Source organism: Pseudomonas sp. NFPP12 (genome assembly GCF_900103205.1).
GTDB classification, from domain to species: Bacteria; Pseudomonadota; Gammaproteobacteria; order Pseudomonadales; family Pseudomonadaceae; genus Aquipseudomonas; species Aquipseudomonas protegens.
The window spans coordinates 405,581-418,273 of the sequence record NZ_FMWW01000001.1; the positions used below are offsets into that span (position 1 = coordinate 405,581).

Genomic DNA, 12,693 nt, shown 5'->3' on the forward strand with positions numbered 1-12,693 from the left:
TCTGGAGCAACGCATGAGTCAGCAAGACAACCCGGATACGCAGATGAAATGGATGATCTATGGCGCCAATGGCTATACCGGCGAGTTGATCGCTCGCGACGCCGTCAAGCGCGGGCTCAGGCCGGTGCTGGCCGGGCGCAATCGCGACAAGGTCGAAGCCTTGGCCCGGGAGCTGGCCCTTGAAGCCCGGGTGTTCGGGCTGGATGACGATGCGCGCTTGCTTGCGCAGGTCAAGGGGCTTGGATTGGTGCTGCATTGCGCGGGGCCGTTTTCAGCCACCGCGGCACCGATGATCGAAGCCTGCCTGAGGGCCAGTGCGCACTACCTGGACATTACCGGCGAGATCGCCGTATTCGAACATGCCCAATCCCTGAATGAGCGGGCGCGAGCCGCGGGGGTGGTCATTTGCCCCGGCGTCGGCTTTGACGTAGTCCCGACCGATTGTGTCGCCGCCGCACTGAAAGACGCGCTGCCGGATGCCACGCATCTGGCATTGGGCTTCGATTCCCGCTCCAGCTTTTCGCCCGGTACTGCCAAGACCTCCATCGAGGGCATGGCGCAGGGCGGCAAGGTCCGTCGTGACGGTAGGATCGTCTCGGTGCCGCTGGCGTATCGGGTACGGCGTATCGACTTCGGCGCCGGTGAGAAACTTTCGATGACTATTCCCTGGGGCGATATCTCGACGGCCTATCACACCACCGGCATACCCAATATCGAAGTGTTCATACCGGGCTCTGCCGGCATGATCCGCGGTGCCAGATTCGCCAACCTCATCCGCCCGTTGCTGGGGTGGTCCTGGGTACAGAGGCTGCTCAAGGAGCGCATCGGCAAGACAGTGGTGGGTCCGGACGAACAAAAGCGTGCCGACCAAGGCACCTATGTGTGGGGCGAGGCCCGTAACGCTCGGGGCGATCGCAAGGTCGCGCGGGTGCATACCACCAACGTCTACAGCCTGACGATTCATGCCGCCTTGAGTGTGGTTAGTCACCTGTTGCAGGTGCGTCCGATGGGTGGGGCCTACACGCCCGCCAAGCTGCTGGGGGCTGATCTAGTGACCAAGCTGCCCGGCTCGGGCGCCTTGAACATCGAGTAAAGATTCTTGGGTGAAGTTGCAAAAGGCTATTGACCTTAAAGTTCACTTCAATCTTAAGGTGGCCCCATCTCCACTGAGGGCTACCCCCATGAATGTGTTCGATACCCTGATGCTTCCCAACGGTTCGACCATCAAGAACCGTATCGCCAAGGCCGCCATGGAAGAGAATATGGCCGATGCCGACCAGGCACCTTCCGAAGAACTGATGCGCCTGTATCAGGCCTGGGCCGAGGGTGGCGCGGGCCTGATCATCACCGGCAACGTGATGGTCGATGGCCGTGCCATGACCGGGCCCGGCGGTGTGGTGCTGGAAGATGAGCAGCAACTGGACAAGTTCAAGCGCTGGGCGCGGATTGGCCGTTCCGGCGGCGCGCAGTTCTGGTTGCAGATCAACCACCCTGGCCGCCAGATGCAGGCAAACCTCGGGCAGAAAACCTGGGCACCCTCGGCCATACCGCTGGACCTGGGCAAGATGTCCAAACGTTTCGCAACGCCTCACGCGATGACTGCGAGTGTGATCGATGATGTCATCCAGCGTTTCGCCCGTACCGCGCGTCTGGGTGAGCAGGCCGGGTTCACTGGTGTGGAGATCCACGCCGCACACGGCTATCTGCTGAGTCAGTTCCTCTCGCCGCTGACCAATCAAAGAACCGATGAATGGGGCGGTTCCCTGGAAAACCGCGCGCGCCTGCTGCTGGAAATCGTCAAGGCGGTACGGTCCGTGGTGTCTGCCGATTTTGCGGTGGCGGTCAAACTCAACTCCGCCGATTTTCAACGGGGAGGCTTCACCGCCGACGATGCCCGGAAGGTGGTTGAACTGCTCAACGAGCTGGGGGTGGATCTGGTTGAGTTGTCAGGCGGCAGCTACGAGGCGCCGGCCATGCAGGGCGAAGCCCGTGACGGTCGTACCCTGGCGCGCGAGGCCTATTTCGTTGAGTTTGCGCGTGACATCCGCACCGTCGCCAGGATGCCGGTCATGGTCACAGGGGGAGTGCGGCGACGTCCGATCGCTGAAATGGTCGTCCAGAGTGGCGTGGACATGGTGGGGATCGGCACGGCGTTGGCCATCGATCCGCACCTGCCCCGTGATTGGCTGCTGGGCAAAGACAGTACGCCGCAACTGCCGCCGATCACCTGGAAAAACAAGGCCATTGCGGCCTTGGCCAATATGGCGGTGGTCAAGTATCAATTACGCAAACTCAGCCGGGCCAAAAAAACCGATCCGAGCGTGTCGCCGTTGCGTGCGCTGGTGCTGCAACAACTCGCCATGGCCTTTCGCACCCGCCAATATCGACGTTGGGTAGAGAAGCGTTCGATGTAAGTCGATACCTCGCAAACCCAGCGCTCATTATTTGGGCGAGAAAGTCACCTTGACCGGATTGTCGTGTTTGTAGGTTGCCGATGATGGCCCGTAGTCGAGGTTGAAGCCTGGCAGCCAGGCCCTAAGTTCAGTATCTGAAATCCATTCGAGCTGGAGCTGGCTTGCGGCCTCATTGGCGTCGAACTGAGCCAAGGCTTGCACCGCAGATTGGCAGGCTGCCGATACGCCGGATTCCAGTACCGAGACCTGGAGCTTCTCGCTCCAAGTGATGGATCCGCTTTGCGGGCACTGGCGTACTTGCACATGATATTTCCCGCTGGGTGAAGGCAGGTCGTAGACAATTTTGTTGGGGCCGCATGCGGCCAGCAAGGCGGATGAGAAAATCAGGGCGGGGACACGTTTATTCATAGCAGCGTTCCAATTGCCAGGAGGGGCAAGTGGGCAGTCGGCCCCATCGGGGTGGCAGGGCTTGCACTGGGGGCGTGCCGAATTCAGGCAAACAGGCCCCCGAGCGCATGCTCGACACGGTATTCGATGAGACGCCCATACCCCCGGACTTGTCTTACTTGGCCAGTGACAACGGCACGCCCCAGATGGGATCTTCCATGCCTTGCTTGCCCAGCGGCGTGATTTGCATGGGCTGGAGCCTGGACAGCAACTGCCGGTGCTTCTCGCTCAGGTTGCGCTGCTCGATGAGATTCTGCGTAAAGCTCATGGGCGCCGGCCAGGTATAGACGGTCAGGTTGTCGAGAGGGCACTCGATTTTCTTCGGGTCAATCGCTCGGCACTTCGACTGCTGGTACTTGTAGCCAGGGGTCTTCAGGTGCATGCGTGGGGCCAGCAGCAATTGGCCGCCCTGGATGGTGAAACTGGCAAGCGCCTTGTCGACCGGCAGGCGCGCCTGGACCTTGATCGCGGGAACGTCGCGAGAATCGGTCTGTTGGTAATAGCCGCCCGGGGAGAGCGCCGTTGTCTGGGTATATTGCTGTTCACCCCAGCTCACGCAGGCACCCGAAGCCCTGAGCACGGCGGTACAGACACCTTCGGTCTTGGTCTCGCTGCCATAGGTCGCGTCCTTCCAGACCTCTTCCCTGTAGTACTCGCGGTACAGCTCGGGGGACAGGTAGGCGGTCCCGTTGGCGCCATGGCCCGAACCGGGTGGGCCGCTGCGGGCGCCGACCTGGTCGAGCAAGCCGTGGATCTGGTAGTCGTCGCCGCCGGTCAGCAAGTATTTGCCCGGTGGCAGGATGTGCACCTCGAAGGCCTTGAACAGGTAGGTTTCGCCAGGCGGCCTCTGCAGCGCGTTGGTCTGGAACTTGCGGCCGAAGGTCACCTTCGGATCCTTCTCGTATTCCCAGATCACCGTCGGCGTCCATTGAGTCATGGTCAGCGCATCGCTCAGCGACTTGTGCGGCATCACGTCCGCCACCAGCACCACCGCCATGTTCGCCTTGAGTGCTGCGTCCACCTGGTCCAACAGCTGCGCGTAGCGCGGATCGTCCATGCTGCCGTAGGCACCCGAATCGAGATCGGAGACGCAACCGGAGAGGGAAAGAGCGAGGAGCAACGCGGCGGGTAGGGCAGAGCGCTGCCGGAACAGTTTCATGTATCAATCCTTGATGGGCGTTGGCAGGGGGTGTTGAACAGCAATATTAATGGTTTGAGGGTAGAGCGCAATATTTAGGAAGGCCGGTCCGATGGCATGCGCAAAGAGCAAGAATACGCTGTGATTCACCTCACATATCGAACTCTGAACGCTGTGCGAATTCGACTTCGCAGGCCCATAACGACCTGCGCAGCTAGAGGCAGGGAGAGGGCGAATTGCTGTCCGTTTCTCTGGCAGAACCCGGATCCTCTGCTAGTTTTTTCAACGATCAATCTTGCCGCAAAAGATTCGCTCGCCAAAAAAACACTCAAGCAAGGAAGCAGCCGCATGAAGAAAGCCCCCGTATTCATCAGTGGCTTGATTGCTACGTCAGTGATGCTCGCCGCGATGCTTGTGCAGGCGCAAACCTCGCCGATGGCGCAGGTCTCCGGGCCTGAAGCCGATGTGAAGGTCACGCAAACCTACGTACGGATGATGGCGCGGGAAGCGTATTTCTGGGGTTGGCCGATGGCCAATATCTTCAACCGCCGGCAGAAGTTCAAGGACCTGCCGGAGCCGGGACTGATGGGCGGTATCGTGCCCGTAGCACCGATCAACCATCTGTCGATGCTCACCGATTACATTTCCCCTGGCGAGCGACTGGTGGCCTGCCCGAACCAGGATGTGGTCTACGGTGCGGGCAGCATTGCCCTGGATATCGAGCCTGTGGTGATTCAGGTGCCGGACTTCGGCGACCGTTTCTGGGTGTATCAACTGGTGGACCTGCGCTCCGACAGCTTCGCCGAACTGGGCAAGATGTACGGTACCAAGCCGGGCTTCTATCTACTGGTGGGGCCGGACTGGAATGGCAAGGTACCGGAAGGCATTGCCCAGGTGTTTCGCGCCAAGACCAACACCGGTTTCGTGATCCCGCGGGTATTCCAGGACGATACCGCCGAAGATCGCAAGGCCATCCAGCCCTATCTGTCAGGCATCGATATGTACCCGCTGTCCAAGTACGACGGCAAACTCAAGCAGCGTGACTGGAGCAAGTCGCCGAAATTCCCTGCCGAGGCATCGGGAGACGAGGAGACCCGCTGGGTGCTCCCGGAAAAGTTCTTTGATGAACTGCCGGCGATTCTCAAGGACGCCAGGCCGCTACCGGGTGAAGAGGCGCGCTATGCGCAATTGGCGGTGCTGGCGCAAATCGCCCAGCGCGACCCCGAGCTGAAAAAAGCCATGATCGACGAAGCGCAAAAGGCTGACAGCGAGGTGGTCAAGCCGCTGTTGCAGTTTCGCAACTACGGCCAGCAATTGCCGCATCACTGGAGCACCATCAGCAACGGCGCGGCGTTTGGTACCGATTACTTCCTGCGCACGGCAGTCGCCCGGTCGAATATCTTCGTCAACAAGCAGATCGAGACCAAGTATTTCTACCAGGACCTGGACGAGGCCGGTACTCGGCTCAATGGCGCCCAGCGCTATAGCGTGACCTTCCCCAAAGGTGCGCTGCCGCCGGTCAAGGGCTTCTGGTCGTTGACGCTGTACAACCAACAGCATTTCTTCGCCGAAAACCCGTTGGGACGCTATTCCCTCGGCACCAAGAACAAAGCGCTCAAGAGCAATGCCGATGGCTCGCTGACACTCTATGTGCAAAGCGACTCGCCGGGCGCGGACAAGGAAAGCAACTGGCTCCCCGCGCCCCAGGGCGCCGACTTCTCGCTATACGTTCGCGCCTACTGGCCGGAAGCCGCTGCGATGAACGGCCAGTGGACACCACCGGCGGTGGTCAAGGTCAACTGAACCGATTTTCCAACTGCGTTTCATAAGGACAGCCCATGAACCGTTTGCGCACTTCCCTGACGGCCCTGGCCGCAGCCATTACCCTGAGCGGCCTGGCCAATGCTGCGACGCGTTATGAGGAACTGGCCAACCAGCCCTTTGAAAAGGGCTTCCCGACTGAGACAACTGCACGCAACCTGATCGATGAGCTGGTGTTCCAGCGCGCCGTGCAGTCGTACCTGTGGGCCTTGCCGGCGATCAACATCTGGTCGATGAAGGAGGCCTCGGAAAAACAGTTCGGTGCTGGCTACAACATCCTGCCCACCTGGAAAAAACGCATCAATGCCAAGACGCTGGTGACCACGCCGAACTCCGATCTGGTCTACGCCATGAGTTATCTGGACCTGCAGAAGTACGGTCCCCTGGTGGTCGAAGCACCGCCCGGTGTACAGGGCATGTTCGACGACTTCTTCCAGCGCCCGATCGTTGGGCCGACCATCGACGGCAAGACCTGGCGCGGTGACGTCGGCCTGGCTGGCCCCGACAAGGGCAAGGGCGGCACCTACGTGCTGTTGCCGCCGGACTACAAGGGGCCGGAGCCGACCGAGGGATACGTCTATCGTTCGCGCACCAACAACGTGTTCCTGTTCTGGCGCACCTTTTTCAAGGATCCGAAAGACCTCAGCGTGCCGGTGGCTGAAGTCGAGCGCACCAAGATCTATCCGCTGGGCAAGAAGGATTCGGCGCTGCCGATGCAATTCCCCGATGCCACCGGCGCACCGATCAACATGCTATTTCCCGAGGATGGTCGCTATTTCGACATGCTGTCGCGCTTCATTGACGCCGAAGCGGTGGACCCGGCAGACATGGACATGCGTGGCTTCCTGCACACCTTGGGCATCGAGAAGGGCAAGCCCTTCGCTCCGGATGCGCAACGGCGCAAATTGCTCGATGAAGCGGCGCGCACCGCGTTCAAGATGAGCAAGGTGGTGACCAGCCATTTGCTGCTCAAGGAACCGGGCGGCTTGTACTACAAAGATCGGCAATACGTGAATACCTTCGCCGGGGAGAACACCGAGTTTCAGTCCAGTGGCAGCTTCACCAATCTTGAGCAGCGGGTGGCGTTCTTCACTTCGGCCTACTCGGACAGCCCCAGCATGGTCATGAACATGGTCGGTGCCGGTGCCAAGTATCCCGCGACCACCCGTGATGCCGACGGCAAGTTCCTCGACGGTGCCCAGACCTACAAGCTCAACCTGCCGGCAAATGTACCTGCGGCGTTGTTCTGGTCGGTGACCGCCTACGACAACCTGACCGCCTCGGGCCTGGACAACGGCCAGCCGTTCCCGTCTCTCAATCAGATGGATAAGCCGGTGCAGAACAGCGACGGCTCCACCGATATCTACTTTGGCCCGAAATCTCCGGGCGAGGGCAAGAACTGGATCAAGACCGTACCGGACAAGGGCTTCCTGGTGATCGTGCGGCTTTACGGGCCCAAGCAGGCATTCTTTGACCAGAGCTGGAAACCGAGTGATTTGCTCAAGCAGTGATGAGTGTGCTCGTGTCGTGCCCGATAAGACGGCCAATGCGAGCAATGCTTTTCGAATGATAGCCGGTGAGCGGTACGTTGAACCCTCTGCGCGATAGCGTTGAGCATTCATTAATAGCCGTCAGCTATGTCTGAATCAGGCTAAATGGTGCCCACTTCAATAGGTGGACACCATTTCCCTGAACGTTGGGATCAGGCCGGACGATTACAGCCATAGTGACTGTCGACCCGTGGGTGATTTGCACAGAGCGGGGAGTTCGCTCACTGCCCCTTTATATTGATTGTCACCTGTAATCCCAGTGGGCCAGGCCTGTCGCAGATCAATGTCATGCTGTCGATGGGATGACGCTCCAGCAATTGAAGCAGTTGCGTCGGGCGCAGACCTACTCGCACATGTGCCAGCAACTCGCGAGTGTGCTGAGACAGCGCTTGTAGCAGGGTGACGGGATCATCAACCTGCAGATGCAACCATTTGCGCGGCGCCGCGATATCCGGCAAATCGAAGCCGTCGACGCCTGTCTGGAACAGCTCCCCACCCTCGCTGTGAACGGAGGACGCAGCAGGTGAAATACCCAGGCCCTGCAGTAGCAATTTAAGCCTGGCAGCCTCGCCGGTAATGCCTGCGGCATTCATTGCAGAGAATGCGTAATTGACGCGCTTGCTCGGGGACTGCAATACGGCTTGCTCAAGAAAGGCCGTACGCTTGGGTGCGATCTCCCAAACCAGGGTGTTTTCAGTTTCGCAAGGCTGCATGGACTGCCTTTGAGCGGCAGCCTGATAAAACGGATGCTCACTCAGGGGCTGCATGACCTCGGACAGCCGAGTGGCCAACCCGGTATCAAGAAAGCTCAGATACGCCTCGAAGGTCTGGTTGGACTTCGCGTCAGGCCAGCACCCGCAAAAAGCCCTGAGTGCGTCACGGGCTGCCGAGTCGAATGCCTGCGGCAGGATCATCGTCCCCAGATCCCGGGATCGCCCGCTGTCGCTCAACAGCGCGGCGTAGTCCATCAGCAACTCGCCCTGGTCGACCCATTGAATACCGTGGTCACGACCACGGCGTTGCCACAGACTGCGTTGCTGCTCATCGTGAGAAAACAGCAGGGCCGTCGTTTGTCCCGGAATGCATTGCGCCAGGAAGTCTTCAGTGGTCATCAGTTGAATGCCATCAACGGCATCAATCAGTACCTTGTCGTGCACCAACGCCACCGGTTCCCAAGGGAAGTCCAGATCCTGCAACGCGCGCTTGAAGGGCACTGATCGCGGCGTACTGTAATCCCAACCGATAAAGTAGAGTTTCTTGCGAACAGTCATGCCGGGCTCACTGTGGTTTCTGGAAGTAAAAAGTTTGCGTATCGCCGATACGGCCTGCGGTCAAAGCACCGCTATGGGGGCTGTAGTAATTGCCCGAGACCACCTTTCCGCTACTTGGATTGACCAACGTGCAGTCGGCCCCCAACCAGGTCATCAGGGTCAAACCATGCCGTTCGCCCAAGCTCAGGAACTCTTCCACGGTGTAGTGCTTGTAGTGCCACGCGTAGGGGTTTTTGCTCAGGTCCACAACCTGTGAGTTGGGTGCGGAGATAATCAATCGGCCGCCGGGCTTCAATGCATGGACCATCAGCCCAAAGAACGCTTCGCCCTGCTCGACGTGCTCAATGGACTCGATCGACACAATGAAATCAAAGTGGTTGGCTGGCAGTGAAAACGGGAAAAATTTCTGGCTGAACAGTACGTTCAAATCGACATAATTGCGGTTAGCCAGGTCAATGGACTCGGCCGAGCCGTCGATGCCGTGCATGAAGCAGGGCAGGGATTGCGCCAGCAGATGAGTGCCATAGCCATTGCCGCAAAAGATATCGGCGCCCAGCAGCGGCCCCGGCAGGTCGGCGAGGACCTCGCGTGCGAATTCATAGCGAGCGATGGCATCGGGCGGGAGTGCATCCGGGTGCAATGCGGTGAGTCGTTCACCACTGTCCAACCTAAAATCTCTATCAAGCAATCCCATAAATACCTCGGCACTAAATGCCCGGACTCCAGGCACCGTAAATAAATGATTAGTACGTGAACACCCTGGGGCCTAGGGGGCTCAACTTGTCATAAAAACTGTTGCCAGGTAACTGTCGCCCACGTACAGCTCCCAACAATCATTTGCAGTGTTCGCCCGCTACCGTGCCGGGCAAGGCGACACTGGCCAAGCCAACCTTGGGTCTTGCGATACTCCCCTGCGAGCCTCCCCTGCGCTGTCCGGGGTGACTGCAGATTGATCAGCCGGTAGCCCGCCATTTGAACCTGCGGGAGTAGCTCGTGGCAGCGTAATTCGCCGCCCTGCCATCGAGCACGACCCCTACACGTTTTTCGGCAGGCGGATAGTGCTGTAGCAGTGGCGACAGGTCAAATTTGGAATGGTTGTTCGATGCCATGCGAGCTATACCGCCCAGTAGATCGGCTGGTGCCGCCTCTATGGAGGTTGGCCATGGACCAGGAACAGCCCCCTGGCCCGGCGTGGCTCTGGCCACCCGGGGCGGGTCAAGGAGGGTCAGGCTTCTGGCTTGAGCTTTATGCCGGCGCATCGGCCTCGAGTCAGCAGGTAGTCCACTTGCCTGGCGCGGTTGATGGCGACGCGGATTTCGCAGCTGGCTGAGTTGGTCACGTCGCCCCAGTATTCAGCGTGTACCAGTTGGCCGTTCTGTGGGCCGGTGTAGGTGCCGAGCGCTTCGCGTGAGGTGTACGAGGTGTCGCGTTTATAGATCAGTACCACCCAGTCCTTTTCGGGGGCGGTGGCGACTTGGTTGGGGACGCCAAAGTGCTCGATCGCCTCGCCAACCGGGCGGTTCTTCCAGTAGTTGCGGGCCTGGGCTTCGGGCAGGGTCGGAATGGCCGAGCATCCGCTGAGCAGGATGGCGGCTATTCCCAGTGCGAGCAGTCTTTTCATCGCACGTTCTCCATAAATAGTGCGTTCATTTGGCGGGCATTTGATCGAATGCCTGGTCGACGATCTTCAGGATGGCCGTCTTGGTGTGCTCGTGATTCATTAACTGGAACAGCCCCGGAGCGGCCGAAATCATCTGCGAGGTAGGCATCTTGCCGAGCGGATACATCTGCTTCGCCTGGCGCTGCTCCGGATGACAGAGGAAGTCCCGGGTCTGGGCTATCCAGGGCTCGGGCTGCTTTTGCCATTGAGTGGAAACCTTCTTCGGGCGCAAGTCGTTGAAGAACTTGCTGTAGTTCTGCGCGCCGTTCAGGCGCACCCGGTTCTTCGCGCAGTCGACTTCGACGTCATACGCGGTCATCGTTGGCTTGCCGCCTTCTTCGTAGAGCTGATAGACGCCCAGCGAACGGACACCGCCCTTGCGCAGGAAGATGTTGGAAGGTTCACCGTCGACGATGAAGGCTTCGTTCTTGTTGAGGCTGCCCTGGTGATGAATCATCCAGAAGTCGCCGGCCGGGGCACTTTCCGCTTGTGCAGCCAGCGGGCTGCACAGCAGCAAGGCGGGCAGCCAGGGTCTGAGGGAGGTGAGCATAGGGCAACAATCCTTTGCTGTGGTGGGCACCTGGAGGCGGTGCTTGCGGGTGAAGAAAAATCAACTCAGTCCGTTGGCAAGACAGTGAGTGGCCAAGCTCAGGGGCTGTATCGGGCGATGGGCAGGGCGAACTCTGGTGAGTGGCTGCCATGACCAGAGGGCGCTCCTCGAGTTTTTTGTTCGTGGCAGCAGGTGGGCCGCTCAAGGGTAGAAATATAGGTGCGCCGGGCGTCGTGGGTCGATTAGGGCAAATGTGCTAATGGCGTATTGCTGCTATCGAGCAGGGCCGCGGAAACTGCAGCTTGCAGCTATCCCAGGGCAGGCCGCAGGAGGTCGATGGAGCGCTCAGGCTTGAGGGGGCAGGGTGAATTCAGGTAAAGGCCAGGGCCGCTCAGGGAGGGGGCAGTGTGCTACGGCGGCCAAGGCAGTTGGGGGGGGGCTGGATCAGCTTTCGGGTGCGATGACCGGGTCTTGAGCGGCTTCAGCCGCCAGCTTCAAGCGATCGGCCTTGCTGATGTAGGTGCACTTCTTCTTCGGTGCCAGTTTGGCACTGGCCTTCTTGGCGTTGGCCTTCAGCAGTTGGTTGATTTTCTTGCGGCGATTCATGTGTGCGACTCGGCGGGTAAGTTGCCGAATGATATCAGCTAAGGGGGGCAGGCCGGCCACCCGGGGTGAACCCTGGTTGCACAAGACTGGGGGGCGGCCCTGTTTAGCTGGAGCACCCGATCACTTCTTGCTGTTGCAGTCGATTACGCTGGCATCGGTGATGATGTTCTGGCTATCGGTGTACAGGGTGATGCTGCAGAAGTAATCGAGCACTGTCCGGTTTTCCTCATACCCGGTCTTGCGATAGACCGCTTCGCTCCCCACCGGCATCATGCCGCCGACCCCGCCACCGCCAATGCCTACCCAGGTCTCCTTCTGGCCGACGTACTCGACGCCGGTCTGCACGAAGACCTTCTCTGGCGTGGTATGGGTCTGCACCCGGTTCCACAGGTAGAAACCTCCACTGCCGTAGGAAGAAGGCCCCATGCCCTGGTCGGGCCTGCCGAACAGTTGAAACGCATTCTTGGCCGGCTGCCCCACCAGTTTCTGGGCGGCGATCTCGACGTCGTTAGGTTCGGTCTTCGCTGTTGGGATGGCACAGGCGCTGATGGTCAGAACCGTGAGGGCAAGGCATACGAGCTTGAGTGAAGGCATGACACAGATTCCTTGTGTTCCTGGATTTTCGGCAAAAGATAATCTGAAAAATATCGGCATGGCCAGTGCAGGATTGTGCTGAAGAGCCGCCGTGCGCTGATTTGCGCCGGCCATACAGGCGCGACAACACGCCACACTGGCGCAATCGCCGGCAGTGGTCTTTGCTGTCTCGGGCCCGGCGGCAGGGCGCGCGGACTGAGCCTGCGTCATGCCATACAGGGGGCCTGTGTCCGCCTCTGGTGACGGAGCAGGGCACAGAACACTATCGAGGTCTCGACCAAGGAGGTCAGGTTGAAAAGGAAAATGCTGGCGGCTTCGCTGCTGCTGTGGATGTTTTCGCTGACGGCGCAAGCCGACTGCGCGGTGCTGGGGCCGGGAGAGGATCCGTGCGCTGGCCCGGTGCTCGGGCCTACGGTCTGCGAATGCCCTTGATGAATGTCCGTGCCCTCGTCAGGGGGCATGGGTGACTGGATGACTGACCAGGAGGTCGCAAATGAAAAAAGTGATGTTGGCGGTATTGCTGCTGTGGGGCTTCACCCTGACGGCCCAGGCTTCTTGCCCGGTGTTCGGCCCGTCCGAAGATCCGTGCAGCGGCCCGGTATTCGGTCCGTCCACCTGCGAATGCCCTTGAGCTAGTTGCCA

General features: G+C 59.7%; 14 protein-coding genes. 6 read left to right on the forward strand and 8 right to left on the reverse strand.

From position 1 onward, the window contains the following. Window positions 1–13: 13 nt before the first annotated feature. Window positions 14–1,093 (forward strand): saccharopine dehydrogenase family protein, encoded by a 1,080-nt coding sequence (locus BLS75_RS01640; RefSeq protein ID WP_072450115.1) that lies wholly within the window; start codon window positions 14–16, stop codon window positions 1,091–1,093. Between the two features lie 88 nt (window positions 1,094–1,181). After that, window positions 1,182–2,414: an NADH:flavin oxidoreductase/NADH oxidase family protein gene (locus BLS75_RS01645; protein ID WP_072450116.1), complete on the forward strand. Its 1,233-nt coding sequence runs from the start codon at window positions 1,182–1,184 to the stop codon at window positions 2,412–2,414. Between the two features lie 27 nt (window positions 2,415–2,441). Here BLS75_RS01645 and BLS75_RS01650 read toward each other — a convergent pair whose 3' ends face one another. Both BLS75_RS01650 and BLS75_RS01655 read right to left on the reverse strand, forming a co-directional pair. Then, window positions 2,442–2,822, reverse strand: coding sequence for a hypothetical protein (locus BLS75_RS01650; protein ID WP_011061733.1), 381 nt, complete (start codon window positions 2,820–2,822; stop codon window positions 2,442–2,444). Window positions 2,823–2,976: 154 nt separating this feature from the next. Further along, entirely contained in the window at window positions 2,977–4,020 is a 1,044-nt protein-coding gene (locus BLS75_RS01655) for a hypothetical protein (protein ID WP_011061732.1), read from the reverse strand. 327 nt (window positions 4,021–4,347) lie between these two features. Between BLS75_RS01655 and BLS75_RS01660 the strand changes: the two genes are divergently transcribed. Next, the gene (locus BLS75_RS01660) at window positions 4,348–5,802 is read left to right on the forward strand and encodes a DUF1254 domain-containing protein (RefSeq protein WP_065364231.1); all 1,455 of its coding nucleotides are present in this window, start codon (window positions 4,348–4,350) and stop codon (window positions 5,800–5,802) included. A 35-nt stretch (window positions 5,803–5,837) separates the two neighbouring features. Continuing rightward, the gene (locus BLS75_RS01665; protein WP_072450117.1) at window positions 5,838–7,331 is read left to right on the forward strand and encodes a DUF1254 domain-containing protein; all 1,494 of its coding nucleotides are present in this window, start codon (window positions 5,838–5,840) and stop codon (window positions 7,329–7,331) included. A gap of 260 nt (window positions 7,332–7,591) precedes the next feature. On the opposite strand, the gene BLS75_RS01670 is transcribed toward BLS75_RS01665, so the two are convergent. The 6 genes from BLS75_RS01670 to BLS75_RS01695 all read right to left on the reverse strand — a co-directional run bounded on the left by BLS75_RS01670 (window position 7,592) and on the right by BLS75_RS01695 (window position 12,051). After that, window positions 7,592–8,641, reverse strand: coding sequence for a hypothetical protein (locus tag BLS75_RS01670; RefSeq protein WP_072450118.1), 1,050 nt, complete (start codon window positions 8,639–8,641; stop codon window positions 7,592–7,594). Window positions 8,642–8,648: 7 nt separating this feature from the next. After that, the gene (locus tag BLS75_RS01675) at window positions 8,649–9,335 is read right to left on the reverse strand and encodes a class I SAM-dependent methyltransferase (protein WP_011061728.1); all 687 of its coding nucleotides are present in this window, start codon (window positions 9,333–9,335) and stop codon (window positions 8,649–8,651) included. Between the two features lie 531 nt (window positions 9,336–9,866). Continuing rightward, window positions 9,867–10,262 carry a hypothetical protein gene (locus BLS75_RS01680; protein WP_011061727.1) on the reverse strand — a complete coding sequence of 132 codons (396 nt, stop codon included), beginning with the start codon at window positions 10,260–10,262 and terminating at the stop codon, window positions 9,867–9,869. 25 nt (window positions 10,263–10,287) lie between these two features. Then, window positions 10,288–10,851, reverse strand: a complete 564-nt coding sequence (locus tag BLS75_RS01685; RefSeq protein ID WP_011061726.1) for a hypothetical protein — start codon at window positions 10,849–10,851, stop codon at window positions 10,288–10,290. 444 nt (window positions 10,852–11,295) lie between these two features. Further along, complete coding sequence (locus tag BLS75_RS01690; protein WP_072450119.1) at window positions 11,296–11,457, reverse strand: DUF2986 domain-containing protein; 162 nt, start codon at window positions 11,455–11,457, stop codon at window positions 11,296–11,298. Window positions 11,458–11,577: 120 nt separating this feature from the next. Then, window positions 11,578–12,051 carry a hypothetical protein gene (locus tag BLS75_RS01695; protein ID WP_015635918.1) on the reverse strand — a complete coding sequence of 158 codons (474 nt, stop codon included), beginning with the start codon at window positions 12,049–12,051 and terminating at the stop codon, window positions 11,578–11,580. 291 nt (window positions 12,052–12,342) lie between these two features. Between BLS75_RS01695 and BLS75_RS01700 the strand changes: the two genes are divergently transcribed. Both BLS75_RS01700 and BLS75_RS32300 read left to right on the forward strand, forming a co-directional pair. After that, window positions 12,343–12,483, forward strand: coding sequence for a PA0050 family protein (locus BLS75_RS01700; RefSeq protein WP_003083582.1), 141 nt, complete (start codon window positions 12,343–12,345; stop codon window positions 12,481–12,483). Window positions 12,484–12,544: 61 nt separating this feature from the next. Further along, window positions 12,545–12,682, forward strand: coding sequence for a PA0050 family protein (locus BLS75_RS32300; protein ID WP_011061723.1), 138 nt, complete (start codon window positions 12,545–12,547; stop codon window positions 12,680–12,682). The last annotated feature ends 11 nt before the right edge of the window (window positions 12,683–12,693 follow it).

Excerpts from the sequence above, each read along its gene's own strand:
- BLS75_RS01640 (WP_072450115.1), top strand. The coding sequence starts at position 14 with ATGAGTCAGCAAGACAACCCGGATACGCAGATGAAATGGATGATCTAT.
- BLS75_RS01645 (WP_072450116.1), top strand. The coding sequence starts at position 1,182 with ATGAATGTGTTCGATACCCTGATGCTTCCCAACGGTTCGACCATCAAG.
- BLS75_RS01650 (WP_011061733.1), bottom strand. The coding sequence starts at position 2,822 with ATGAATAAACGTGTCCCCGCCCTGATTTTCTCATCCGCCTTGCTGGCC.
- BLS75_RS01655 (WP_011061732.1), bottom strand. The coding sequence starts at position 4,020 with ATGAAACTGTTCCGGCAGCGCTCTGCCCTACCCGCCGCGTTGCTCCTC.
- BLS75_RS01660 (WP_065364231.1), top strand. The coding sequence starts at position 4,348 with ATGAAGAAAGCCCCCGTATTCATCAGTGGCTTGATTGCTACGTCAGTG.
- BLS75_RS01665 (WP_072450117.1), top strand. The coding sequence starts at position 5,838 with ATGAACCGTTTGCGCACTTCCCTGACGGCCCTGGCCGCAGCCATTACC.
- BLS75_RS01670 (WP_072450118.1), bottom strand. The coding sequence starts at position 8,641 with ATGACTGTTCGCAAGAAACTCTACTTTATCGGTTGGGATTACAGTACG.
- BLS75_RS01675 (WP_011061728.1), bottom strand. The coding sequence starts at position 9,335 with ATGGGATTGCTTGATAGAGATTTTAGGTTGGACAGTGGTGAACGACTC.
- BLS75_RS01680 (WP_011061727.1), bottom strand. The coding sequence starts at position 10,262 with ATGAAAAGACTGCTCGCACTGGGAATAGCCGCCATCCTGCTCAGCGGA.
- BLS75_RS01685 (WP_011061726.1), bottom strand. The coding sequence starts at position 10,851 with ATGCTCACCTCCCTCAGACCCTGGCTGCCCGCCTTGCTGCTGTGCAGC.
- BLS75_RS01690 (WP_072450119.1), bottom strand. The coding sequence starts at position 11,457 with ATGAATCGCCGCAAGAAAATCAACCAACTGCTGAAGGCCAACGCCAAG.
- BLS75_RS01695 (WP_015635918.1), bottom strand. The coding sequence starts at position 12,051 with ATGCCTTCACTCAAGCTCGTATGCCTTGCCCTCACGGTTCTGACCATC.
- BLS75_RS32300 (WP_011061723.1), top strand. The coding sequence starts at position 12,545 with ATGAAAAAAGTGATGTTGGCGGTATTGCTGCTGTGGGGCTTCACCCTG.